The organism is Streptomyces sp. NPDC051561, assembly GCF_044454195.1.
In the GTDB taxonomy this organism is placed as follows: domain Bacteria; phylum Actinomycetota; class Actinomycetes; order Streptomycetales; family Streptomycetaceae; genus Streptomyces.
This window is the reverse complement of the sequence record NZ_JBITDM010000040.1, coordinates 1-24,978: the sequence shown is the minus strand read 5'-3', so window position 1 is coordinate 24,978 and position 24,978 is coordinate 1. Positions and strand designations below refer to the sequence as shown.

22 protein-coding genes are annotated in these 24,978 nt (G+C 69.9%); 17 read left to right on the top strand and 5 right to left on the bottom strand.

Translation table 11 applies throughout. From position 1 onward, the window contains the following. Window positions 1-6: 6 nt before the first annotated feature. Entirely contained in the window at window positions 7-747 is a 741-nt protein-coding gene (locus ACIA73_RS40310; RefSeq protein WP_399443986.1) for a YwiC-like family protein, read from the bottom strand. Then, window positions 744-2,045, bottom strand: a complete 1,302-nt coding sequence (locus ACIA73_RS40305) for a molybdopterin molybdotransferase MoeA (protein WP_399443985.1) — start codon at window positions 2,043-2,045, stop codon at window positions 744-746. The genes ACIA73_RS40310 and ACIA73_RS40305 overlap by 4 nt, the downstream gene beginning before the upstream one ends. Window positions 2,046-2,319: 274 nt before the next feature. Between ACIA73_RS40305 and ACIA73_RS40300 the strand changes: the two genes are divergently transcribed. From ACIA73_RS40300 to hemG, 6 genes are read left to right on the top strand one after another with little or no spacing between them, the layout of a single operon-like run. Beyond that, entirely contained in the window at window positions 2,320-5,961 is a 3,642-nt protein-coding gene (locus ACIA73_RS40300) for a nitrate reductase subunit alpha (RefSeq protein WP_399443984.1), read from the top strand. Between the two features lies 1 nt (window position 5,962). Further along, window positions 5,963-7,513: a nitrate reductase subunit beta gene (gene narH, locus ACIA73_RS40295; protein WP_399443983.1), complete on the top strand. Its 1,551-nt coding sequence runs from the start codon at window positions 5,963-5,965 to the stop codon at window positions 7,511-7,513. Then, on the top strand, window positions 7,510-8,190 hold the full coding sequence (gene narJ / locus ACIA73_RS40290) for a nitrate reductase molybdenum cofactor assembly chaperone (protein WP_399443982.1): 681 nt from the start codon (window positions 7,510-7,512) through the stop codon (window positions 8,188-8,190). The genes narH and narJ overlap by 4 nt, the downstream gene beginning before the upstream one ends. Then, a complete protein-coding gene (gene narI, locus ACIA73_RS40285) occupies window positions 8,187-8,915 on the top strand; it encodes a respiratory nitrate reductase subunit gamma (RefSeq protein ID WP_399443981.1) in 729 nt (242 codons plus the stop codon). The genes narJ and narI overlap by 4 nt, the downstream gene beginning before the upstream one ends. Continuing rightward, the gene (locus ACIA73_RS40280; protein ID WP_399443980.1) at window positions 8,912-10,099 is read left to right on the top strand and encodes a TIGR04053 family radical SAM/SPASM domain-containing protein; all 1,188 of its coding nucleotides are present in this window, start codon (window positions 8,912-8,914) and stop codon (window positions 10,097-10,099) included. Before narI ends, ACIA73_RS40280 begins: the two co-directional genes overlap by 4 nt. Continuing rightward, window positions 10,087-11,469: a protoporphyrinogen oxidase gene (gene hemG, locus ACIA73_RS40275; protein WP_399443979.1), complete on the top strand. Its 1,383-nt coding sequence runs from the start codon at window positions 10,087-10,089 to the stop codon at window positions 11,467-11,469. Before ACIA73_RS40280 ends, hemG begins: the two co-directional genes overlap by 13 nt. A 1,135-nt stretch (window positions 11,470-12,604) precedes the next feature. Here hemG and ACIA73_RS40270 read toward each other — a convergent pair. Further along, complete coding sequence (locus ACIA73_RS40270) at window positions 12,605-13,270, bottom strand: hypothetical protein (RefSeq protein ID WP_399443978.1); 666 nt, start codon at window positions 13,268-13,270, stop codon at window positions 12,605-12,607. Between the two features lie 718 nt (window positions 13,271-13,988). On the opposite strand from ACIA73_RS40270, the gene ACIA73_RS40265 reads away from it, so the two are divergent. The 6 genes from ACIA73_RS40265 to ACIA73_RS40240 all read left to right on the top strand — a co-directional run bounded on the left by ACIA73_RS40265 (window position 13,989) and on the right by ACIA73_RS40240 (window position 18,150). Then, the gene (locus tag ACIA73_RS40265; RefSeq protein WP_399443977.1) at window positions 13,989-14,279 is read left to right on the top strand and encodes a transposase; all 291 of its coding nucleotides are present in this window, start codon (window positions 13,989-13,991) and stop codon (window positions 14,277-14,279) included. A gap of 274 nt (window positions 14,280-14,553) precedes the next feature. Then, entirely contained in the window at window positions 14,554-15,273 is a 720-nt protein-coding gene (locus ACIA73_RS40260; RefSeq protein WP_399443975.1) for an aminoglycoside phosphotransferase, read from the top strand. 338 nt (window positions 15,274-15,611) lie between these two features. Further along, a complete protein-coding gene (locus tag ACIA73_RS40255) occupies window positions 15,612-16,238 on the top strand; it encodes a hypothetical protein (RefSeq protein WP_399443974.1) in 627 nt (208 codons plus the stop codon). A gap of 483 nt (window positions 16,239-16,721) precedes the next feature. Further along, window positions 16,722-16,964, top strand: a complete 243-nt coding sequence (locus tag ACIA73_RS40250) for a hypothetical protein (protein ID WP_399443973.1) — start codon at window positions 16,722-16,724, stop codon at window positions 16,962-16,964. A 442-nt stretch (window positions 16,965-17,406) separates the two neighbouring features. After that, window positions 17,407-17,886: an HIT family protein gene (locus ACIA73_RS40245; protein WP_399443972.1), complete on the top strand. Its 480-nt coding sequence runs from the start codon at window positions 17,407-17,409 to the stop codon at window positions 17,884-17,886. Window positions 17,887-18,027: 141 nt separating this feature from the next. Beyond that, window positions 18,028-18,150, top strand: a complete 123-nt coding sequence (locus ACIA73_RS40240; RefSeq protein WP_399443971.1) for a hypothetical protein — start codon at window positions 18,028-18,030, stop codon at window positions 18,148-18,150. A 583-nt stretch (window positions 18,151-18,733) separates the two neighbouring features. Here the strand turns inward: ACIA73_RS40240 and ACIA73_RS40235 are convergent. Further along, the gene (locus ACIA73_RS40235) at window positions 18,734-18,976 is read right to left on the bottom strand and encodes a DUF6479 family protein (RefSeq protein ID WP_399443970.1); all 243 of its coding nucleotides are present in this window, start codon (window positions 18,974-18,976) and stop codon (window positions 18,734-18,736) included. Window positions 18,977-19,257: 281 nt separating this feature from the next. Between ACIA73_RS40235 and ACIA73_RS40230 the strand changes: the two genes are divergently transcribed. The 4 genes from ACIA73_RS40230 (at window position 19,258) to ACIA73_RS40215 (ending at window position 22,241) form a co-directional block, all read left to right on the top strand. Next, on the top strand, window positions 19,258-20,409 hold the full coding sequence (locus tag ACIA73_RS40230) for an aromatic acid exporter family protein (RefSeq protein WP_399443995.1): 1,152 nt from the start codon (window positions 19,258-19,260) through the stop codon (window positions 20,407-20,409). Window positions 20,410-20,578: 169 nt separating this feature from the next. Next, window positions 20,579-20,734 (top strand): hypothetical protein, encoded by a 156-nt coding sequence (locus ACIA73_RS40225; RefSeq protein ID WP_399443969.1) that lies wholly within the window; start codon window positions 20,579-20,581, stop codon window positions 20,732-20,734. Window positions 20,735-21,156: 422 nt separating this feature from the next. Beyond that, entirely contained in the window at window positions 21,157-21,738 is a 582-nt protein-coding gene (locus ACIA73_RS40220; RefSeq protein WP_399443968.1) for a DUF6328 family protein, read from the top strand. Further along, on the top strand, window positions 21,735-22,241 hold the full coding sequence (locus ACIA73_RS40215; RefSeq protein WP_399443966.1) for a TspO/MBR family protein: 507 nt from the start codon (window positions 21,735-21,737) through the stop codon (window positions 22,239-22,241). The genes ACIA73_RS40220 and ACIA73_RS40215 overlap by 4 nt, the downstream gene beginning before the upstream one ends. A 241-nt stretch (window positions 22,242-22,482) precedes the next feature. Here ACIA73_RS40215 and ACIA73_RS40210 read toward each other — a convergent pair whose 3' ends face one another. Further along, complete coding sequence (locus tag ACIA73_RS40210) at window positions 22,483-23,460, bottom strand: helix-turn-helix transcriptional regulator (RefSeq protein ID WP_399443965.1); 978 nt, start codon at window positions 23,458-23,460, stop codon at window positions 22,483-22,485. An 80-nt stretch (window positions 23,461-23,540) separates the two neighbouring features. Here ACIA73_RS40210 and ACIA73_RS40205 point away from each other — a divergent pair, with 80 nt between their 5' ends. Further along, window positions 23,541-24,725: an epoxide hydrolase family protein gene (locus ACIA73_RS40205; RefSeq protein ID WP_399443964.1), complete on the top strand. Its 1,185-nt coding sequence runs from the start codon at window positions 23,541-23,543 to the stop codon at window positions 24,723-24,725. The last annotated feature ends 253 nt before the right edge of the window (window positions 24,726-24,978 follow it).

Below are 24,978 nucleotides of genomic sequence, written 5' to 3'. Positions count from 1 at the left end.
GGGAGCTCAGACCCCGCTGAACAGCAGCATCACCAGCAGGGCGGCCGAGCAGCCGAGCTCGATCAGGCCCACGGTTCTGACCCGCAGGCGCCGGCCGGGAAGCAGCGCCGCCCGCAGCAGGAAGCAGGCGAACAGCACCGACCACAGCGGGTGCAGCAGCGCCGCGCAGACCAGTGCTCCCGCGTGGTAGGTGACCGAGCCGTACAGGTACCGGCGGTTCCGGCGCTCCCTGATCATGGTCTTCACGTAGGGGACCGTTCCGCCGAAGTAGAGGAGACAGGCGGCCAGCGGCGCCAGGCCCCCGGCGAGCGTCCCGCCGCCCACCCGTAGCGCCACCAGGAGTACGGCGCACGCGGGGACCACCGCGACCAGGCCGTTCACCAGGGCCCGTTCGCGGTTGCGCAGCGCGTAGAGGGTGTTGACCGCGAAGAACGGCAGCGCGGCGGCGACCGCGACCAGCAGCCAGGGCCGCAGCACCAGCAGCGGTGTGCCGAGCACGGTGACCAGCGTGCTGAAGGTGAGCAACGGCCGCACGTGCCGCCGCGGTGCCCGCGGATTGCGGGAGAGCCTGCGCAGCCGCACGTACTGCTGGAGGTGGAAGGCCGTCGTGTAGGCCAGCAGCCAGCAGACGAAGAGCGGCAGATGCAGCCACGTCGGGTCGCCGAGGAAAGTGCCCGCGGCGAACGGCACGGTCAGCATCGCCCAGGCACCGTGCTGGTCGGGCAGCCACGTGGTGCGCCTGCTCATGCGGCGACGTCCCGCCCGGGCCGCTCGGAGGCGGGAGCGGAGGCCCGAACCGCGGCCGGAAAAGCGGCCGGAAGGGCACTGGGAACGGGGGGACCGACCGGCGCCGCCCCGGCCACCTCCACATCACCGGGCCTAGGCAGCAGCTCGACCGCGGTGTCCGCCTCCGTGCCCTGTGGCGGTACGACGGCCAGCGCGTCGCAGGCCGCCAGGCCGCGCAGCATCGCGGGCCCGTGGAAGTCCAGCGGATGGACCACGCCGTCCCGGACGGTGACCGGCACCAGTGCGGTGGCAGGGGCACGCCCCGCCAGCCGTACCCCAGCCGGAAGCCCCACGGGGGTGACGGGCGGCAGAGCGGCCAGGGTGCGCAGTACGGGGACGGCGAGGGTGGCCGTCGCGGCGACGGCGGCGAGCGGGTTGCCCGGCAGCCCGACGAGCGGCCTTCCGTCCGGGAGGACGTCGAGCAGCATCGGATGTCCGGGCCGTACGGCGACGCTGTCGACCAGTGTGCGCGCGCCGAGTGAGGTCAGGGCGCGCCGCACGTGGTCGACGGGGCCGTGGGCGGAGCCGCCGGTCGTCAGCACCACGTCCGCCGAGGAGTCCGCCAGCGCGGTGCACAGCGCGTCGAGATCGTCGGGCACGCGTCGCTGGCCGGCCACCCGGACGCCGAGCGCGTCGAGCCACGTGACCAGCAGCGGGCCCAGCGCGTCGCGGACCCGGCCCCGGCCCGGCAGACCGCGGTCGAGGAGCTCGTCACCGAGTACCAGCAGGTCGACGGTGGGGCGGCCGGTCACGGTCAGGGTGTCGTACCCGCAGGCGGCGGCGAGGCCCACGACGGCGGGGGTGACGGGGGTGCCGGCCGCGAGCAGCGGGTCACCGGCCCGGCACTCCTGGCCGCGCGGCCTGATGTCCCGGCCGACCGGATTGAGCGCGGTGCGTGCCACCGGGGCGGGCTTGGTGCGTGCGACGAGGACGTCGGCCTCCTGGTAGCCGTCCTCACTGCGCAGCACCAGCGCCGCCCCCGCCGGGACCGGCGCCCCGGTGGCGATGGCGACCGCCTCCCCGGGAGCCAGCGGGTCGCCGGTACTGCCGGCCAGCACCTGGCCCCGTACCCGCCACGGCCCGGACCCGCACACGGCCCAGCCGTCCATCGCCGAGCTGTCGAAGGCCGGCAGGTCGGTGAGCGCGGCGAGCGGCGTGGCCAGCAGCCGGCCGACGGCGCCGGACAGCGGCAGCCGCTCCGCGGGAAGTGCGGGCACGGCGGTGGCCGCGACCCTGCGGGCATCTGCCCAGGAGTGCATGAGATCGACCGTCCTTCACATCCACGGGCTCCGGGCCCGGGGCCCGAGGACCGGAGTGCCGGGCCAAAAGGCCTTTTACGCAAGCACTTTGTTTGCGAATTCCACCATGTCACCCCTCCCTGAACGGAATTGTGGAATTAGGTCACCGCCCGCCGGGACCAAAGTCCCCGGGTTCGGCGGAAAACCGGCCATAGGGTCGGGGTGGGCCAGGAAATTTACCGGCGAACTGTCGGCAAGTCGGGCCCGGATTCTTTTCCATTCCGGAGGGGTCAGGTTGCGGCAGAATCAGGGCGGCGCTGCGGAAGCGCTGCTCAAGGCCGGGCGGTATTTCACCAAGGCCGAAGTGTCCGAGGATCTGCGGTCGGTGCACCGCACCGGTGGGCGGGAGGGCGAGAATTTCTATCGCGACCGCTGGAGCCACGACAAGGTCGTGAACACCACGCACGGGGTGAACTGCACCGGGTCGTGCCGCTGGAAGGTCTACGTCAAGGACGGGATCATCACCTGGGAGACCCAGTCGGGCGACTACCCCTCCGTCGGCCCCGACCGGCCCGAGTACGAGCCGCGCGGCTGCCCCCGCGGTGCCGCCTTCTCCTGGTACAGCTACTCGCCGACCCGGGTGCGCCACCCCTATGTGCGGGGCACCCTGCTGTCGATGTACCGCGAGGCGAAGAAGCGCCTGGGGGACCCGGTGCTCGCCTGGTCCGACATCCAGCGCGATCCCGCGCGCCGCCGCACCTACCAGCAGGCCAGGGGCAAGGGCGGCCTGGTCAGGGCGAGTTGGGACGAGGCCCTGGAGATCGCGGCAGCCGCGCACGTGCACACCGTCAAGGAGCACGGCCCGGACCGGGTCGCCGGGTTCTCCCCGATCCCCGCGATGTCGATGGCCTCGCACGCGGCCGGCGCCCGCTTCCACTCCCTCATCGGCGCGCCGATGCTGTCCTTCTACGACTGGTACGCGGACCTGCCGGTGGCCTCGCCGCAGGTCTTCGGCGACCAGACCGACGTCCCCGAGTCGGGCGACTGGTGGGACGCCGCGTACCTGATGATGTGGGGCTCCAACGTCCCGGTGACGCGGACGCCGGACGCCCACTGGATGGCCGAGGCCCGCTACCGGGGCCAGAAGGTCGTCACCGTCTCCCCGGACTTCGCCGACAACACGAAATTCGCCGACGAATGGATGCATCCGCACCCCGGAACGGACGGTGCGCTCGCCCTCGCCATGGGGCATGTGATTCTCAAGGAATTCTTCGTCGACCGCGAGACCCCGTTCTTCCGGGACTACGTACGGCAATACACCGACCTGCCGTTCCTGGTAACCCTGCGGGGAACCGAACAGGGCCTCGTGCCGGGAAAGTTCCTGAATGCGGAGGACCTCGGGCAGGACACCGAGAACGCGCGGTGGAAAACCGTCCTCGTGGACGACGCCACCGGCGAACCCGTCGTCCCGCACGGCACCCTCGGTCACCGCTGGGGCGCCAACGAGACCCCCGAGTGGAACCTCGACCTCGGCGACACCGTCCCCCGGCTCACCCTGCACGGGGAGGGCGAGGCGGAGATCGTGCTGCCCCGCTTCGAGGAGGACAGGCCCGCCGCCGTACGGCGCGGAGTGCCCGTCCGCCGGATCGGCGAGCACCTCGTCACCACGGTGTACGACCTGATGCTCGCCCAGTACGGCGTCGCCCGCGACGGACTGCCGGGGGAGTGGCCCACCTCGTACGACGACGCCTCCCAGCCGGGCACCCCCGCCTGGCAGGAGACCCTCACCTCCGTACCAGCAGCCCAAGCGGCGCGCGTGGCAAGGGAGTTCGGCGAGACGGCAGAGAAGTCACAGGGCCGCTGCATGATCCTGATGGGCGCGGGCACGAACCACTGGTTCCACTCCGAGACCATCTACCGCGCCTTCCTCGCCCTGCTCACCCTCACCGGCTGCCAGGGCCGCAACGGCGGCGGCTGGGGCCACTACGTCGGCCAGGAGAAGTGCCGCCCGGTCACCGGCTGGGCCACTCTTGCCGGCGCCTCCGACTGGAGCCGGCCGCCCCGCCACATGATCGGCGCGGGCTGGTTCTACCTGCACACCGACCAGTGGCGGTACGACACCCTGCCCGCCGAGGCCCTCGCCTCACCCCTCGCGGAGGGCACCTTCGACGGCATGTCCGGTGCGGACTGCCTCGCCGCGTCCGCCCGGATGGGCTGGATGCCCTCGTACCCCACCTTCGACCGCAACCCCCTCGAACTCGGCGCGGCCGCAGACCCGGTCGGCCAAGCGGTCGAGGAGCTCAAGGACGGAACGCTGAAGTTCGCGGGCGAGGACCCCGACGCACCCGCCAACTGGCCGCGCGTGCTCAACGTGTGGCGGGCCAATCTCCTCGGTTCCAGCTCCAAGGGCAACGAGTACTTCCTCAAGCACCTCCTGGGCACCCACCACAACCTTCCCGACGACGGCCCGCGCTGCACACCGCGCGACGTGACCTGGCACGAGGAGGACGTCGAGGGCAAGCTCGACCTCCTGATGGCCATGGACTTCCGGATGACGTCCACGACGCTGCTCGCCGACGTCGTCCTCCCGGCCGCCACCTGGTACGAGAAGCACGACCTGTCCTCCACCGACATGCACCCCTTCCTGCACGCCTTCAGCCCGGCCGTCGACCCGCCCTGGCAGGCCCGCTCCGACTACGACGCCTTCCACGCCCTGGCCCGCCGCTTCAGCGAGCTGGCCGCCGAACACCTGGGCGTACGCAAGGACCTGGTGGCCACAGCGCTCCAGCACGACACCCCCGGCGGCGAGATGGCCCAGCCCGGCGGTGTCGCCCTCGACTGGTCCCGGGGCGAGTGCGAGCCGATACCCGGCCGCACCCTGTACAACCTGGCGGTCGTGGAACGCGACTACGGCGCGATCGGCGAGAAGTTCGCCGCGCTCGGCCCGCTGGTCGACACGCTCGGCGTCACCACCAAGGCGATCACCTTCGAGGTCGGCGAGGAGGTCGCCCACCTCGGCGAGATGAACGGAAAGGTGCGCGGCGGAGTCGCCGAGGGGCGCCCCCGGCTCGACACCGCCCAGCGGGCCTGCGAGGCGATCCTCTCCCTCTCCGGCACCTCCAACGGCCGCCTCGCCGTACAGGGCTTCGAGACCCTGGAGAAGAAGGTCGGCACCAAGATGGCCCATCTGGCCGCCGAGGCCGAGGGCAAGCGGGTCACCTTCGCCGACACCCAGGCCCGCCCGGTGCCCGTCATCACCTCGCCCGAGTGGTCGGGCAGCGAGTCCGGCGGACGCCGCTACACCGCGTTCACCGTCAACACCGAACACCTCAAGCCCTGGCACACCCTGACGGGCCGTCAGCACTTCTTCCTGGACCACGACTGGATCCACGAGGTCGGCGAGGCACTCCCCGTCTACAAGCCGCCGCTCAACATGCACCGCCTGTACGGGGAGCCCGAGCTCGGCCGCGTCGAGGAGAAGACCGTCGCGGTCCGCTACCTCACCCCGCACAATAAATGGGCCATCCACTCCATGTACCAGGACAACCACTACATGATGGCGCTCGGCCGCGGCGGTCAGACGGTGTGGATGTCCCCGCAGGACGCCGGGTCGATCGGCGTCGCGGACAACGACTGGATCGAGGCGGTCAACCGCAACGGCGTCGTCACCGCCCGCGCGATCGTCTCCCACAAGATGCCGCCCGGCACGGTCTACATGAACCACGCCCAGGAGCGCACCGTCGGCGTCCCCCGCACCGAGAAGACCGGCCGCCGCGGCGGCATCCACAACTCGCTCACCCGCGTGATGCTCAAGCCCACCCATCTCGTCGGCGGCTACGCCCAGTTGACCTGGGCCTTCAACTACCTCGGCCCGACCGGCAACCAGCGCGACGAGGTCACCGTCATCCGCCGCCGAAGCCAGAACGTGGAGTACTGACATGCGCGTCATGACACAGGTCGCCATGGTCATGAACCTCGACAAGTGCATCGGCTGCCACACCTGTTCCGTCACCTGCAAGCAGGCGTGGACCAACCGGCAGGGCACCGAGTACGTCTGGTTCAACAACGTGGAGACCCTCCCCGGCCAGGGCTACCCCCGCCGTTGGGAGGACCAGGAGAAGTGGAAGGGCGGCTGGGAACGCACCCGCTCCGGCAGGCTGCGGCTGCGTTCCGGCGGCCGGCTCAGGCGCCTCGGCAGCCTCTTCGCCAACCCCGAACTCCCGTCGATGGACGACTACTACCAGCCCTGGACCTACGAGTACAAGAACCTCACCGAGGCCCCGGCGGGCGACGACCTGCCCACCGCGCGCCCCGTCAACACCGTCACCGGCGCCCCCATCGACACGATCCAGTGGGGTCCGAACTGGGACGACAACCTCGGCGGCGCCGTCGAGCACGGACCCCGCGACCCGATCGTGGAGAAGATCCGCGACGAGGTGGGCGAGAAGATCCGCTTCGAGTTCGAGCAGTCCTTCATGTTCTACCTGCCGCGCATCTGCGAGCACTGCCTCAACCCCGCCTGCGTCTCCGCCTGTCCGTCCGGCGCGATGTACAAGCGGTCCGAGGACGGCATCGTGCTCGTCGACCAGGACCAGTGCCGCGGCTGGCGGATGTGCGTCAGCGCCTGCCCGTACAAGAAGGTCTACTTCAACCACTCGACCGGCAAGGCCGAGAAGTGCACCTTCTGCTTTCCGCGCATCGAGGTCGGCCTGCCGACGGTCTGCTCCGAGACGTGCGTGGGCCGCATGCGCTACCTCGGCGTGATGCTGTACGACGCCGACAAGGTCGCCGAGGCGGCCGCCGTCGAGGACGAACACGACCTCTACCCCGCACAGTTGGAGTGCTTCCTCGACCCGCACGACCCGGCGGTCCAGGCTGCGGCCCGCGCGTCCGGCATCACCGAGGAGTGGCTGGAGGCGGCCCGCCGCTCCCCGGTCCACGACCTCATCGCCACCTACCAGGTCGCTCTCCCGCTGCACCCGGAGTACCGCACCATGCCGATGGTCTGGTACGTACCGCCGCTCTCCCCGGTGGTCGAGGCGGTCGCCGCCACCGGCAGCGACGGCGAGGACGCCCGCAACCTGTTCGGCGCGATCGACGCGCTGCGCATCCCCGTCGAGTACCTCGCGGAGATCCTCACCGCCGGTGACACGGGAGTGGTGGACGCGGTCCTGCACCGGATGGCCGCCATGCGCGCGTACATGCGGCGGATCAACCTGGGCGAGGAACGCGACGAGTCCATCGCCCGCGCGGTCGGCCTGACCGGCGAGGAGATGGAGGACATGTTCAGGCTGCTGGCCATCGCCAAGCTGGAGGACCGCTTCGTGGTCCCGAGCGCGGCCCGCGCGGACGCCGACGCGCTCGCCGACAGCCATCCCTTCGGAGACGAGGCCGACGCGGCGAACGCGGCGTGCCCGGTCGCCGCCCTCCCCGAGGAGACACCCACCCGCGTGATGCTCAACCTCGGCCCGCTCAGGAGGAGCGCATGACCGGCATGTCCCCCGGGACGGTCACCCGGCTGCTGGCCGGCCGCTGCCTCGAATACCCCGACTCCCGGCTGTACGCGGACCTGCCGGCCCTGCGCGAAGCGCTGCGCGGCGCCGGGCCCGAGGCCGCCGCCCTCCTCTCCGGCTTCCTCGATCACGTTGCCGCCACCGAGCCGCTCGACCTGGGCGCCCACTACACGTCCACCTTCGACACCCGCAATCGCCGCTGCCTCTACCTCACCTGGTGGGCCGACGGCGACACCCGACGGCGCGGACTCTCCCTGGTCCGCATCAAGCAGACCTACCGCGACCACGGCCTGGAGTACGCCGACGAGGAACTCCCCGACTTCCTCCCGGTCGCCCTCGACTTCGCCGCCCGCCACCCCGAGGCCGGCACCGCCCTCCTGGAGGAGCACCGGGTCGGCCTGGAGCTGCTGCGCCTCGCCGTCACCGCGGCGGACACCCCGTACACCGCAGTCCTCGAAGCACTCTGCACCACGCTCCCCGGCCCCTCCCCGCAGACCAAGGAGGAGGCCAAGGCGATGGCCCGCAACGGCCCACCGCAGGAACTCGTCGGCATCGGCTCGCCACTGGAGCCCCTCGGCCCCGGCATCGACCTGCCCTGGCCGACCGTCGGCACGTCCGCTCCGGCTGTACCGTCCGAAAGGCCATCGGCATGACAGACCTGCTGCTGTGGGGCGTCCTGCCCTACGTCTCGATCGCCCTGCTCATCGCGGGCACCTTCTGGCGCGCCCGCTACGACCGGTTCGGCTGGACCACCCACTCCTCCCAGATCCACGAGTCGAAACTGCTGCGGATCGGCTCCCCGCTCTTCCACTTCGGGATGCTCTTCGTCGTTCTCGGCCACGTCGTCGGCCTGCTGATCCCGCAGCGCTGGACCGACGCGATCGGCGTCAGCGACCACACGTACCACCTGGTCGCCATCGGCACCGGGGCGATAGCGGGCGCGGCGGCGGCCTTCGGTATCGGCCTCCTCGTGTACCGCCGCCTCAAGGTGCCGGCGGTGCGCCGCGCGACCCTGCGCAGCGACCACCTGATGTACACCTTCCTGCTCGGCGCGATCGTGCTCGGGCTCCTCGCCACGATCCTCAACTCGACCGGTGCGACGGACGGTTACAACTACCGCGAGGGCATCTCCCCGTGGTTCCGTTCCCTGTTCACCCTTACGCCCGACTACGCGCTCATGGCGGGCGCCCCGCTCGCCTTCAAGCTGCACATCCTCTTCGGCTTCACGCTGTTCGCCCTGATCCCGTACTCGCGGCTGGTGCACATGTTCAGTGCTCCGGTGAAGTACGTCTTCCGGCCGTACGTGGTCTACCGCAGCCGGGACCCCAAGGACCTGGCGCAGCGCGCGGAGCGACGCGGCTGGGAGCGCACCCGATGACGGACACGCCCTTCCCTCCCCGCTCCCGCCTGGTGCGCACACCCCGGCACGCCGTCGCACACCGCCCCTTCCTGGTCATCTGGGAGACCACCCGGGCCTGCCCGCTGGCCTGTCTGCACTGCCGGGCCGAGGCGAACTTGCTGCGCAGCCCGCACGAGCTGGACGGCGCGCAGGCACGCGACCTGATGGACCAGATCGCCGCCTTCGGCCGCCCGTACCCCCTCTTCGTGATGACCGGCGGCGACCCCTTCCAGCGCCCCGACCTCACCGAACTCGTCGCGTACGGAACCTCGCTGGGCCTGCGCGTCGCCGTCTCGCCGTCCGGCACCCCGACCCTCACCCGGCAGAACCTGACGGAGGTACGGGATGCGGGCGCGGTCGCGCTGTCGCTCAGCGTCGACGGCTCGACCGCCGCGCGGCACGACACCTTCAGGGGCGTCGACGGGGTCTTCGACCTGACCCTCGACGGCTGGCGCACCGCCCGGGAACTCGGCCTGAAGGTGCAGATCAACACCACCGTCTCCCGCCACAGCCTGCACGACCTCGCCGACATCGCGGCCCTCGTGCGCCGCGAGAAGGCCATGCTCTGGTCGGGCTTCCTGCTGGTGCCCACCGGGCGGGGCGCGGAGCTCGACTCGCTCACGCCGGACGAGATGGAGGACGTACTGCACTTCCTGTACGACTGCGGAGCGGTCATGGCCACCAAGACCACCGAGGGCCACCACTTCCGCCGGATCGTCCTGCAACGGGCCGCCCTCGCCGAACGCGGCGAAGAGCCCCGCACCGGGCCCCTGCACGCCCGCCTCACCGCCCGCGCCGCCGCACTGGGACTCTTCGAGGGAGAGCGCCGGGCGGTCCGCCGTCCGCCCATGGACGTGTCCTCGGGACGGGGCTTCGTCTTCGTCTCACACACCGGCGAGGTGACCCCCAGCGGGTTCCTCCCGATGTCCGCGGACAACACCAAGAGGCGCCCCTTGAAAGACATTTACCGAACATCGCCCCTCTTTCTCTCGCTCAGGGACCCGTCACTGCTGCGCGGCAAGTGCGGTGCCTGCGACTACAAGACCGTGTGCGGCGGCTCGCGTTCGCGGGCGTACGCCGTCACCGGCGACCCCCTCGCCGCCGACCCGTGGTGCGCCTACCAGCCGAACACCCTTCCCGAGGAGCAGCCGTGCGCTCAGTGATCGTCATCGGCGGAGGCATCAGCGGACTCGCCGCCGCCTGGGAGATGCGCGGCCGGGCCCAGGTCACCGTGCTGGAGGCGGGAGCCCGCGTCGGCGGCAAGCTCCGCACCGGCTCCCTCGCGGGCATTCCGGTCGACGAGGGAGCCGAGTCCCTGATGGCGCTGCGCCCCGAGGCCGTACGGCTCGCGGAGGAGGTCGGCCTCGGCGACGCGCTCCGCGACCCGGCCCCCGCCCCCGTCACCCTCTGGACCGGCGACGCCCTGCGGCCCCTTCCCGCGGGCCACGTACTGGGCATCCCGCCGGACCCTAGCGCCCTCGCCGGCACCGGACTGCTGTCCCCCGAGGGACTCGCCAGACTGGCGCAGGAGGAAGCACTCACGGCCCGCCCCGTCGACACCGACCTCACCGTCGCCGACCACCTCGTCCCGCGCATCGGCCAGGAAGCCGTCGACCGGCTCGTCGAACCCCTCCTCGGCGGCATCTACGCCGGCCGCACCGACCAGCTCTCGCTGCGCTCGGCCATGCCCGGCATCGCGGCGATCGCCGCCACCGGCGACTCGCTCCTCGCCACCCTCCGCCGCCGCGCACAGGCGAGAGCCGCCCACCCCGGGCCCAGGCCCGTCGTGGTGCGCGGCATCGCGGGCGGCACCGGACGGCTACCGCTGGCCGTCGCCGCCGCGAGCGGCGCCCGCGTCCTCACCCGCAGCACCGCCCTCGCTGTCGAACGCGCCCCCGGCAACCGGTGGCGGGTGCACGCCGTCACCGGACAGGGCCCGTTGACACTGGACGCGGACGCGATCGTCCTCGCCCTCCCGGCCCCCGCGGCCGCCTCCCTGCTGCGCCCGCACTCACCCGCCGCGCACGCGGAACTCACCGCCGTCAGATACGCCGGATCCGGCGTCCTCACCATGGCCTTCCCCCGCACGGCCGACGACCCGCCGCCGGAGCTGAACGGCTTCCTCGTACCGCCGGTGGACGGCCGTACGATCAAGGCCGCCACCTTCCTCTCCCACAAGTGGGCCTGGCAGCACGACGAAGCACCGTCCACGCTCGTCCTGCGAGCCTCGGTGGGCCGGGCGGGCGAGGAGCACCTCCTCGAACTCGACGACCGGCGCCTCACCGCCCTCGCCAGGGCCGAACTGGGCGAAGCAGTCGGCCCGTTGGGCGAGCCACTGGCCACCCGGGTCACCCGCTGGCGGCACGGCCTGCCCCAGTACGAGGTGGGCCACGCCGACCGGGTCGCCGCGCTCCGCGACGCGATCGGCAAGCTGCCGGGCACGGAGATGTGCGGCGCGCTCTTCGAGGGAGTCGGCGTCGCGGCCTGCGTCGCCTCGGGCCGCGCGGCAGCCACCCGGCTGCTGGAACTGTAGAGCGGACGGGGCCGGGGCCTAGGGTCGCGGTGAAAGGCCTCCACCTGCTCGCCGTCCCACAACAACGTGCGCGCTTTCACCGAGCTGATCGGCTTCGGATGACCAGGTGTCTGAGGCAGCTTCCGGTTACTGAATGTCTTCGATGTCTTGCCCGCAACCGCAGCAGGATCGGCGAGCGTGCGCACCTGGTCGGCACGGCCGGCACGGGCCCGGCCGCTCTCAAGGACAACGATGCGGCACTCTGCCCGGCCCCGCGGTCTGCCCGGCGGCCGTCCCGTCCGCGTTGCGGATCAACTGCTGGAGCACCTTCGGTGTGGTGACGTAGTCGGCGTCGTCGATGCCCTCGTGGAGAGTGACGCGGATCGCGGGGGCGTTGCGCGCGAGGTCGACGCGAGCCCGTTCCCTTTCCTTGGTGAGCTTCCTTGGTGAGCCACAACCGGTCCTCGGCGTCCCGGGTCAACCAGCCACGCTCCAAGAGCACCACCGTCTCCGGCAGGCCAATGTGGGTTCGGTGTGCCGTCCTCGCTCATGTGCGCCCGTCGCCAGATCTCGTTCCAGTTGAACGGAGTCTCCGGCACGAACCGGTGCCGTTGCCCGCACGGACATGGCGCCAGCGCCCGCGCGCACCCACGGCACAACTCGACCCAACCGTGCCCGGTCGAGCTCAGCACCCGTGGTCCCTCATCGCCGCAAGCCGGGCAGCCGGGCGGCTCGGCTCCGTCCAGAATCGCGTTCTGCCGCTGGACGTACTCGGTCAGTCGCAGCGACGGGTGGCGAAACGGGTCTTCGAACCAGGCACGGTCGGGGCTTTCCCACCAGTTTTGCAGCCACCACGGCCGAGGGTTCGGTACGGCCCGCCGCCCAGCGTGCTTGTCCGCCCGGCGCTGTGCGGCGTACTCGTCTGCCCGCGCGAGCCACAGCACCCGCGCCTCGTGCAGTTCCTCCACCGCCCGCGCCAGCGCGTCCGGGTCCGCCTCCAACCGGCGGGGGATCGCGGCGTTGAGCGTGAGGTGGTGGTACGTCGCCCGCAAACCGTAAGGAGCAAAGACGGTGAGGCAAGTGCGCAACGCGCTGTGCCGCCGGTAGAGGGGGAGCCGGGCGTCGTGCACGCGCGCTCGGTGGGTCAGGAAGCTGGTCATGGTGTGGGCTCCGCGTCCAGTGCCCGTGCCAGGGCGGCAGTGACGGCAGCAGCGTGTGCCGGCAGGTGTTGTTCGGCCCAGGTTTCGGCAAGGCTGAGGAAGTCCTGCACGTCCTGTTGGGCGCCGGTGACGAGCGTGCGTAGCTGGTCCACCGAAAGCTCGATCACCGGGCTGCTGTCCGTCTCGTGGACGTCGAGCGTCAGCCGGACGATGTCGCCAAGACGTTCGGCCATCGAGGACGGATCGTGGCCGAAGGAGGAACAGCCGGTGCCGTCAACCACTTCCAGCCAGTCGCGCCAGGTCTCCAGCCCGTTGCAGCAACCCGGCTCAACGAAGACGACGCCGGTGGCGTTGTCGGTCACCCGGAACCCGCCGGCGGCGAACAAGTCCGGCATGGTGAGCAAGCCGTGCAGGAAGGTGCCGAGCGGGTCGGTCGGGCACGGCCCGTGCTCCTCCTCCGGCTCGAAGTCGTTGCAGCGGGCAATCTGCATAACCGCCGTGCCGACCTCCGCTGGAGTCAGCTCCCCGTTCAGCACGAGGTAGCCAGATGTCTCGTGCTCGCCAACCGGCCAGAGCGCGAATTCGTCGGCTGCGGAGATCTCCAGAACGGCTTGCATCACCATCACAGGGGGATGATGCCGGACCCACTGCTGCACCGCCACGGGCTTTCGGTTGGCACAGGGCTCGGAGCGGGCCCGCCGCCTGGGCAGTTTCGCGGTGCGTTTCGGGCAGGCGGCGCCGACATGGCGCATGGCGGTCGGCTGGCGGTCAGCGCGGTGATCCCGAAATGCCGCATGACAGTGCATATTCCTAGCCACGCCAAAGAAGCTGGCGCGCGAAGTAGGGGGACTTCGAGGTCCGATGTGTGTCCCGAAGCGGTCGGCTTCCGGCAGGATCGCACAGCGCTGAGAAGGTCGAAGTCGGGTTACCCACGGCTTCCCGGGGAAAGATCTTGAGTGCATGTCAGTGAGTCGGAGGGGGCTGCTCATGAGCGATACATCACGGTCGCGTCAAGACAGACAGGACAGAATCGGCGCCGCCGCCCGAGCGCGGCTCCGATCGCTTCAGTGATGGTCCGCCTGATCCCCTCGCCTCGTTACTGGCAAAGGTCAACAAGGGGGAGCACATCTCGGCTGCTGGGAACAGCGCGGGCGCCGGAGACCGCGACCCCGATGACGAGGAATGGCGGGAACATGATCGGCAGGGCCCCTATGCGCAGGGGCGTCGCCGGAGAAACTAACGCACAGGGCGGAGTCGCCGCCTGCGGCACCGCGGGCGGGGACTCGGTGTGAGGGTCGCTCACGCGGGCTGGAGCGGGGCGGGTTTGCAGCTTGACGATCAGGCGCTCGTGCCGGGCGGCAACCCAGTGGTCGGGCACATGTGGACCGACCGTCTCACCGCGGTGGCCGACGCTCTCCCCGCGATTTTCTCGCTCACCGGTTTGTGCACGCCGCCGATCAGCCCGGCCGGGCCCCGGTCCACGACACAGACCTGACCGACGCGCAGTGGCAGGAGATCCGGCCGCTGCTACCGGTACCCGGTTGGCTGGAGGGCCGGGGAGGCCGGCCGGAGGGCTACTGCCACCGGGTCATGCCGGACGCTGTGTTTTACGTGGTCGACGGCGGCATCAAGTCGCGGGCGTTGCCTGATGATCCACGTGAGCGCGGGTGACGTCACCTGCCGCCGGGCGGCCACCGACATGCTGCCCGCCCCCGCCGGCCGATTCCCCACGATCACGAAGGTATGGGCCGACGGCGGCTACACCGGATCCGCTGACGAAGCATCGCGCGGCGCAGAAGCACGGCGACGGTCCCGCCTCTGCTGGTTGCGGTTCACCATGAGCGGGGGCGGCGGGGTTGATGTGAACGCTAGGGCCTGTCCGGCGGTTCTTCCATGCTGCCGTGTGACGTATGGGGTGGGGCGAAGCGTCCTCGTTGGTGGGTTCGTGTTCAAGCCTGCCGAGGGCACTGACGACGAGGTCGAGTGGGCAGCTTCCCTGTTCGAGAAGCTGGCGTCAGACAGTGGCTTCCGCGTTCCACTGCCGTTGAGGGCCGCCGACGGGCGATGCGTCGTAGACGGCTGGACCGCCAGCGAATTCCTGACCGGTCAACCTGGGCCGGAGGGGCACTGGACCGGCGTACTCGGTGCCGGCCGTGCCTTCCACAACACTCTGCGGCATGTGCCCCGGCCCGCATTCCTTGATCGGCATGTGCACCCGTGGGCTGTGGGCGACCGGGTCGCGTGGGGCGAGCAGGTCATCGACGTGATCGATGACCTTGCCGCACCGTACTCGACCCTGCTGGAACTGAGACGCCCGGTTGGGCAGGACACAGCTCAGCTCATCCATGGCGACCTCACGGGCAATGTCCTGTTCGCTCCCGATCAAGTGCCCGTCGTGATCGACTTTTCCCCGTACTGGCGGCCGCCAGTGTTCGCCGAGGCGATCGTGGTTGCAGACGGGCTGCTGTGCTTCGACCTTCCGTCTGTTGTGTTGACGGCTGGCAGCGATCACTTTGACTGGCCGCAGATGCTGGTCCGTGCGCTCATCTTCAGGCTCGTCGCGCACAGCGAGAGTGCAGGTCCACTGGGACGGGCCCGCTCGGGTGAGCCGGACCGCTATGCAAGGGCAGCGGAGATGGTGGTGAGGCAGCTGGCGACGTTCTAGAACGCGCCTGAACAACGGTCATGTTCGGAGCCAGAGTCTGATTGAGGCGAGGGTGACGGTGCCGTGGAAGATGTCGGCGCGCTGGTCGAATTCAGGGGCAGCACGACGTCGGTGGTCTGGTGGTTCTTGGGGAATGCTCCGACTTCCTCGGCCTGGCCGGCCAGCACGTTAGCCTCGTAGAAGCGGTGAGCGCCGTGAGAAGCTGTTGCGCAACCCTTGTCTGTGTTCAGTCGCTAGCCGTGAAGCACGGCAGGCTTGCGGTCACGATGGCTGACCAAGCTCGCGGCCACTTGGCAGCCCGTCGACCAGGCAAGATGGAGCAGTCATAAGATGCGTTGATGCAGCCCTTCGCGCCGACTCGGATACCGGCGAACGAACTCAGGCCCGGCCGTCACTGGTATGCCACGGCCGCCGCGATCGCCGTCGTACTGACCGTTCTGGGTGTGGCCATCGGCGTGTACCGCTTCAACAACGTGATCGACGCGGTGGACACTGGCCGTCAGTTCGCCAACGGCGACACCGTCACCCTGCGGCTCACACCGGAGAACGAGAAGTCGATCTGGATCAAGGAGCGGGGCCCGTCGGCCGCGCAGAAGTGCAGCATCACTGGGCAGGGCGGCCCCGGTCTCACCGATCCGGGAATCGACGTGTTCCTCACCCGTGACGCGGCCTGGAATCCGCTCTACACCATCGATGTGCAGCGAGCAGGCGATTATGAGGTCACTTGTTCGTCTCAAGGACCGTCCAAGTACGCCATCGGGAAATCCGGAGGCTTTGTCGCGTTTGTGGGCTGGCTGATACTCGCTATCGCTCTCCCGATCCTCGGAGTCAGCATCGGCGCCATCGTCGTCCTCGTCACCGCCATCCGCCGGCGGCGCCATCGAAAGCGGCTGCTCGCCGCAGGCCACCGCTCCGCTGATGAGCACCCGTGCACCCAGGCACCTGTGTCGACCTCAGCCCAGTGAACGCCTCCCCGCACTCCGACGCGAAGGACGTTGGCGGGGTGCATCCTGCGGAAACGGCCTCGGTGGGGGACCAGCCCTAGTTGACCGAGACCAGCGGTACTGAGTCTTGATCCAGGTGCTTGGCCTTCACCGGGGCTGGGGGCGAGTGAGGCGCCTAGTCATGAGGGTGATGGCCGCCCAGGTGATGAGAGTTTCGGAGTGCTGGGGCCCTACAGGGTCCCCTGCTTCATTCTTGGCCGTGGCAGCCGGCGCGTGTGTGGCAGCAGCGGCAGTCGGGGCGACTGGTGCGTTGACGGGGCCCACGGGCCGCCGACTGACCTCAGTGGGAGGACGGCTTCGCTGGAACGCGGTCGAGCCCCGCACGGTGGCGGGGCTCGGGCAGGTGGGGCGGGCCTGGGGGGTGAGGTCAAGGAGTGCCCATCGGCGGCGGCCGTCTTCGGCCGCTGCCGTCCCGCAGTCCGCTGCGCCCTGGGCGGCGACGGCGTGCAGGAGCGAGTCGTCGTCGGGGCGTTCAGCGCAAGGGCCGCTGCTGAGCACGAGCACCAGGGCGTGGTCCTGGCGGTCGGCCAGGTGCACGCTCAGACGGTCTCCACCGTCCTTCACCGCTGCCGTGACGAGCAGCTCCACGACCGTGCGAACGGCTTCGGTGTCGAAGTGGTGGTATCCCCAGGCGTGCAACGCCTCGGCCACGCGTCTGCTCGCGCCGCGCGTGGTCCAGGGCTGTGATTCCAGGGGCCAGTTCCTGCACCGCCGGTCAGCGATCCGGGTACGCATCCACGACGACGGCTTCGGCAGTGGGGTCGGGTGGCGGCAGGGGCTGCTTGGGCGGCGGCTCGGTCCTCGTGGATACGTGGGCCGATGGGACGCTTCCACAACTGCCTCCCGCAGAAACGGTCTTGGGCCTGTGCCCAGAGTAGACCCGTTCTGGTATCGCCAGAGGGCGAAAGGGCCGGCCCAGTGGCGAGTATGGGGTGGTTGGCTCCCCGGGCCGGGGCGGGGCGCTCGATGCCTTTGAGGAGCTCGACGCCCTCCTCGCTGCGCTGGCCTACCTCAATGCCGACGCTGCCCGCCTCCTGGCCCCGGCCGTGCTTTCCGGGGCCCGCCTGCGTCACCATCTGCCCCGACGTCCTCAGGCGGGGTGATGATCGCAGTCGGGTAGGTTCTGGCCATGGTTGATGACTGGCGGATGGATCGGATCGGGAGTGCCCTGCGAGGCGAGAACCCCGCAGTTCTGCGGCGCTTGGATGCGGGATTCGCAGCGATCGGCGATGTGCAGTTCCTCCCGGGCTACTCAGTGCTCCTGGTGGACGACCCCGAGGTGGAGAGGCTGTCGGACCTGCCCAGGGACAAGCGGCTGGCCTTCCTGTCCGACTTGGACCACCTCGGGGAAGCGGTCGAGCGAGCATCCCGTCATTTGGATGCGGCGTTTCGGCGGGTCAATCTGGAGATCCTGGGCAACACCGATGGGTTCCTGCATGCGCACGTGTGGCCCCGGTTCGAGTGGGAGCCGGCCGACCTGGTGCGAGTTCCGGTGTGGCTCTATCCCTGCGAGAAGTGGACCGAGAAGCAGTACGCACTCGGACCGCAGCACGACCCGCTGCGCATGGCGATCGGGAACGAGCTGGACCGACTGCGCCCGGCAGACTAAAAACAGAGGATGAGTGCGGCAGGTGTTCGGAGACGTACGGACGACCTTGACGGCCTTGTGGCAGCGGCATCGGCCGGACTGCCCGCCGGTTGGCTACCAGCTCCGCGACCCGTACCGCGATGTCTGGGTGCGCGAACTCGGGTGCGTGCCGTCTCCATCTGTCCGCCCCAGCAGGCGGCCGCCGCCTGCCGCAGCGTCAGCGACCCGTACCTGGTCACCAACGCGAGCAGCTGCTCGTCCGCACCCGTGCGCACCCAGCCGTAGCCCCGAGCCTCCCCGGTGCCCTGCACCGTACGGCGCCGCTGCGCCCACTCCCGGAACCCGCTCACCCGGGCCGCATCATGCTCCTGCTGTTCCTTCTCCACCTTGTTTTCCCTGTAGTTGCCTTGCCCGGCCTGCTGTGGTCCGGGCCGTGGAGGGCAGCGTGGCGAAGGATCCGAATTGGGAGTTGCACGAGGACGCCAAGTGGCGCCGCCGGGACGCTGGCTGGGGCCTCGTCCTCGACAGCCGCTGGGACTGATCCAGCAGCATCCGAGAGCAGCCGGCTACTACTCCCGTAAGGACGACGACCGTGCCCTGCTTGCCGCACGGTTCCCGCGGGGAGGGCTGCCCGCGCAGGTCCGGTCCTCCTGGACCAGGAGGACCGGACGCTGCCGAGGCTAGCTTCGCGGGTATCCCTGACGCGTCTGGCGGTCCGTCTCCTTGCCCAGGGGCGGCGGCGGGGGCGGCCGAACGCCGAGCGGTGCGCACTCCCGCCGTCTCCGCCTCGGCTGTCTCGGTCCGCAAGGCCGGCGCGGTGAACCCCGTCAGCCGGCGCGGCGTGCCCTCGACAAGGCCGTGGGTTGTATCAGCGGTGGGGGTTGCCCTGGTCGGGGTCGTCGTCGATGGTCTGCCAGGTCTCTCCGCGCTGGCTGCCGCCCGGCTCGTGAGCGATGCGCTCCGCGTCGGCGGCCGGGGGCTGTCGCTTGCGGGAGGAGCGGCGGCTGCCGTAGAAGAACGCGGCGAGCAGTACCAGGACGATGGCGATGCCGACGATGATGAGCAGCAGAGGCGCTCCGCCCTCGGCTGCCAGGACCACGGAAGTGTTCATGGTTTCAGGGGTACCCGTAAAACCGGTACTCAGCATTCCGGCAGGCTGCCGCAGCAGGGACCACTGGGGTAGTGCCCGGTGCGGCCGCCGGGTGGGGTGAGGCTGTTATCCCCCTTTTCCGGCAGGGTGTACGGGTGCTGGCAGGGTACAGGCGCTGCAGGGGCCGGGCACCGTGCCCGGGCAGGCGTTTTTTCTCCCGTTTCATTATCTTATGGCTGGTCAGTCGTTTCCCGTGGACAGTGACGGCGGGCAGGAAAGGGAACAGGCACGTGCGGGAAGGCATGCAACGGGTCAGGGCGTGGCTGGGGCGGGCTTTGCGGTCCTCGGGGCACGAGCGCAACACCCTCCTGATGATCGGCAAGAGCACCCTGGCGGCGACACTTGCGTGGTGGATCGCCCATGATCTGATGGGGGCCACCTCACCGGCGTTCGCCCCGTTCTCCGCAGTGCTGATCATGAACGCGACCGTCTACCGCTCGGTGTGGCAGGCCCTGCGCTACACCCTCGCGGTGGCCACCGGCGTCGCGGTCCAGGCCGGGCTCGGGTTCCTGATCGGCCCCGAGCTGTTCGTTTTCCCCCTGGTCGCGGTGATCGCGCTGGCGATCGGGCAGTGGCCCGCGCTGGGGGAGCAGCGCTCCCAGGTCGCCACCGCCGCCTTCTTCGCGTTCTCCACGTACTCCCTTGCCTCCGCCTCGGGGGACCAGGCGGTTCAGCTCGCCCAGATCGTCCTTCTCGTTGTCATCGGCTGCGGTCTCGGCCTCGCCGTGAACCTGTGCATCGCGCCCCCGCTGCGCTACCGGAGTGCGGAGCAGGGCATCCAGGTGCTGGGCGGCGAAGTGGAAGCACTCCTCGACGACATGGCCGAGGGACTGCGGGACGGCGACGTCACCAGCGAACGTACCCAGGGCTGGATGGCCGCAGGTGAGCGCGCCCAGCGCTCGGTCGGCCAGGCACGGGCCGGGCTGAATACTGCCGAGGACAGTCTGCCCCTCAACCCGCGCCGTCTGCTGCCCGCCCACCGGGGCTACCTCACCTTCACCCGTTACCGGCAGGTGATCGTCTCGATGGAACGCGCCGTCTACCAGCTGGCCTCGCTGAACCGCAGTCTGAACCAGTGGCAGGAAACGGAGAACACCTACTCCTACGCACCCTTCCTCACCTCGTACGCCGACTTCCTGCTCTCACTGCGCGACGCGGCAGAGGTCCTGTCCGAGCTGGACAGCGACACCCTCACCGACCAGGCGAAGGAGGCGTGCCAGCTCGCGAAGAGAGCACAGGACCGTCTCCAGGATGTCCTTTCCGCCGCCCAGGAAGGCGGCTTGCCGCTGGCCGACCGGACCCGCCCGTACGGGGTCCTTGTCGTGGAGGCCACCCGGCTGATGGAGGAGTTCCAGAACACCTGCGACGCCCTGCAGACCACCGCCGACAGCTGACCGAGAGACGCGGTGTAACGAAAAGCTAAGAGGCATGCATTCATGGTCGTCGACCGGGCACATGAACGACTGCAACGAACGGACCTGATCACGGCGACGCCGACGTCAGGAAGCAGGTGATGCATCGCTCGGCGACGCGATCACCTCATACACAGAGATCGGACACCTCATGCTTCTCCTCGGCCTCATTCTGCTCCTCGTCGGCGTGCTGGTGCCGATCCCGCTGCTGACGACCATCGGCGGCATCCTTCTCGTGGTCGGCGCCGCCCTGTGGATCCTCGGCGCGACGGGCCGCGCGGTCGGCGGACGCAAGCACTACTTCTAGACCTGCGGCCACCCGGACCGGCGGATCGCGGACGACGAGACGCTGCCGCCAGTTCGCCGCAGTCCTCCCGTACCGAGGGCCCGGCCTCCGAAGCCACACCTCTTCGGCCCCAGACGCCCCATGGCAGCTCCCGCGCGTTCCGTTCGCGCCGGGGGCTGTTGTGCGTCCGCCGGCCTCCGGCGGGCGTCCGCGGAGACTGTCTGTTTCTATCTGCCGAGGGGCTCTGCTGAGGGGGAGCGAGCATGACGAGAGTGTGGATGCCGGATGCCGGATGCCGTCACGCCCCACGTACCCGGAACCCAGTCGCGACCCACTCCTGCGGAACCCATCGGCTTGCGTGTTCGGGCACCTGAAGCTGCGACCTGCATGAACGAACCATGTCGGGGCACCGGCCTTCTTGCATCGAGCATCGGGAGGACGCCATGACCATGACTGAGAGACCGGTCGAGGACACAGGGGAAGCCTCAGCCTGTTGCGAGTGCCATGATTCCGTCGGGCCGCAACCAGAGGTGGAACCGCCGGAGTTCGCGCGCGAGAGAGTCAACCGCCGGTGGAACGAGGTCCTCCAGGAGACCCGGGTTGCCCAGACAGGGGTACAGATCCTCTTCGGGTTCCTGCTCAGCGTGGCGTTCACGCCTCTGTTCCGGGAACTGGAGACGTTCGACAGGGTCGTCTACGTCATCACCGTCGTCCTCGGCGCATCGGCCACCGGCGCCCTCATAGCGCCGGTGTCCATCCACCGCTTCCTTTCCGGCCAGCGCATGAAGGACGACGTGGTCGAAACCGCCGGGCGTCTGATGATCGGCGGCATGGTCCTCCTCGCCCTCACCATCGGCTGCACACTGCTGCTGATACTGCGCCTCGTGGTCCCGGGCGTCCTGGCCGAAATACTCGTCGGCACCGTCATGCTCTGGTTCGGCTACTGCTGGTACGTGCTGCCCGTGCACCTGCGCCGACGCGCTGCCCGGCGCATCCTGACGAGGAAGGAAGGGGACCGGACATGAAGCTCCCGAAGAGGTACCAGACGCCTCCGGCTGCCCAGGGCCGGCAGTCGTACGCGCTGACGGCCGCCGCGGTCACCGCGTGTGCGGTGGCGGGCGGCGCGGCCGTGGACGCCGACAGCGCCTGGTATCGCAACCTGGACACACCGTCCTGGCAGCCACCGTCGTGGGCCTTCGGCGCGGTGTGGACGCCGCTCTACGCATCCATGGCATGGGCCGGAGGCCGCGCACTGCAACACACAAGCGGCGCGGAGCGCGGCCGCCTGGCGCTCAGCCTGGGAGCCAACCTGGCCCTGAACACCGCGTGGAACTGGATGTTCTTCCGCCTCCGCAGCCCGAAAGCCGGACTGCTCGGCACGCTCGCACTGGACGCCAGCAACGCGGAACTGATCCGCCGCACCGCGCGGACCGATACCACCGCCGCCCGCGCCCTGTTGCCCTATGCGGCCTGGTGCGCGTTCGCCACCGCGCTGAACGTCTCGCTGGCCCGCCGCAATCGCGGCTGAGCCGCGCGCGTCGTCAACCGTGAGCGGCTCCGCCTGTCGCGTGGCGGAGCCGATCAGAGCTCGGAGAGGCCCTGCCCGTTCCTCGGCCGGCGCGGTGCGCGCGTTGCGGCCCTGAGTGAGGCGAACCCGGTGGAGGACCATTTGCCTGATCTGCCTGATCTGCTCCCCCTCGGGAGCGTCGGCCCGCTGGTGGTCGTGGTGGCGGATGCTCGGCGGGTCGGGCCGCCCATGGGGTCAGCCGCTATGACTGTCGCGATCGCAGATACCTCCTGCCGAGCGCCTGAAGGTGGTCGACCAGTTCGGGCGGCTCGCTGACGTGGAAGTCGAGGCCGAGCATGCCGATCCAGACCGCGATGATCTCCAGGCTGTCGGCGCCGGTCACGAGTACGCAGTGGGAGTCGTCGACGGTTTCGACTATTCCCACGGTCGGGTTGATCCGGGCGAGCACCTCGGACGCTGGGGCGTCGACGGTGACGCGTGCGTGTACCTTCCAGCCCGTCGAAGCGACGTCGCGCAGCACGAACGCGGCGTAGTCGCCGCCGTCGAGCGGCACCGGGACGAAGCGGCCGCCGCCGGGCGTGCGCAGGGTCAGCCAGTCGGCACGGTAGGTCCGCCACTTGTCCGACGGGCGGTGTCGCGCCACCACGTACCAACGCTGCTGCCAGCTGACCAGACGGTACGGCTCGGCCTCGACGCGCTCGCCCGCTTCGTCGAGGTTCTCAGCCTTGCCGTAGTGGAACCTGATGGCTTCGTGGTCGCGGATGGCGGCCGCCAGTTCGGACAACAGGTCGGTGTCGACCGCGGGCGCCTCGACATTCGTGCCGGTGTTCGCAGGGCCGATCTCGGTGCTGTCGTGCAGGGCCCGCACCCTGCGCCTCAGCCGGTCGGGGAGCACGTGCTCCAGTTTGGTCAGCGCGAGGGTGCTCGCTTCCTCGATCCCGCGCACCGACCGCACCATGCCGAGACCGACAGCGATGGCCACGGCCTCCTGGTCGTCCATGAGCAGCGGCGGCAGCCGCCCGTGGTCGCCGAGGCGGTAGCCGCCGGCCGGGCCGCGCACCGAGTCGATGGGGTAGCCGAGTTCGCGCAGGCGCTCGATGTCCTTGCGCAGCGTCCGCTCGCCCACGTCGACCCGCGCGGCAAGTTCCGCACCCGGCCAGGTCCCGCGCGTCTGCAGTAGCCCCAGAACCGCAAGCAGCCGGGCCGACGTCTCGAACATGCCAACTCCCCACGGAGAAAGTTCAAGAGCCCGAAGAATTCCGGAACAAAGCCTGCCGGAACCCTTCGTACCTTAACCACATGACCTCCAAAGAAGCCCAGAACAGCCAGAACGCCGAGACCTTCGCCGCCGAACTCACCGTCCGGCCGTTCGAGATCGCCGTCCCCCAGGCCGCGATCGATGACCTCGACCGCCGCCTCGCCAACACCCGCTTCGCCACCGAGGCACCCGGCGACGACTGGACGCAGGGAACGCCCGTGTCGTACCTCCGCGACATGGTCGACCACTGGCGGACGTCGTTCGACTGGCGGGCACAGGAGACGCGGATGAACTCCTTCCCGCACTTCCTGACCGAGATCGACGGGCAGACCATCCACTTCCTGCACGTCCGATCACCGCACGAGGACGCGACGCCGCTCCTGCTCACGCACACCTACCCCGGCTCGTTCGTCGACTTCCTCGACGTGATCGGTCCGCTCACCGACCCCGAGGCATACGGCGCCGGTGCCGACCAGGCGTTCCACGTCGTGATTCCGAGCATGCCGGGCTTCGGCTTCAGCACCCCCGTCGCCAAGGGTGGCTGGACCATGGGGCGGGTGGCGGGCGCCTACGACACCCTGATGCGCGGACTCGGCTACGCGTCGTACGGCGCCCATGGCTCGGACGCCGGCGCGATGGTCTCCCGGGAGCTGGCGATGCTCAACCCCGAGGGCTTCCTCGGGGCCCATGTACTGCAGTTCTTCTCCTTCCCGTCGGGCGATCCCGCCGAGTTCGAGACGATGACCCCGGCCGACTACGCGGCGCTGGAGTTCGCCGGTTGGTTCAACACCGTCAACGGGTTCGCGCACATGAATGCGTCCCGTCCGCAGACCATCGCGGCCGCGCTCAGTGACTCGCCGGTGGGCCAACTCGCGTACAACGAGCTGTTCGAGAACTTCGGCAACGGCACCAGCCTCCTCACCCGCGACCAGGTACTTACCCAGGTCAGCCTCTACTGGCTGACCAACTCCTCTTCCGGAGCGGTCCGTTACTACCACACCGAGAAGGCGGTGGAGCCGCGTGTCAACCACGGGCCCATCGGGGTAACGGTCTTCGCCGACGACTTCAAGTCCATCCGGCCCTTCGCCGAGCGCGACAACACGAACATCGTCTCCTGGACGGAGCAGCCGCGCGGCGGCCACTTCGCCGCGATGGAGGTCCCGGACCTCTTGGCCGAGGAGATCCGGACATTCTTCTCCTCCGAAGACCGCGGCGACGCGTCCTGAGCGATCCGTACGCGTGGAGGTGAGCCCCGGCCGTGACCGGGGCTCACCTCCATGCGTACGGCCACGACCGGGACATCCCCTCCGGGCCGGCCGGAGCGGCAAGTGGAAGAGTTGGCCGCGCGCTGCCGCGTCACCGCCGCCGCATTCGACCCCGCCTTCCTGAGAGCCTGTGTCTAAACCCCGGCCGGGCGCCCGCCGCCTGGCACGCACGCTCGCGGCGTTGCCGAAATGCCCTAGTAGCTCCTTCCCCGAG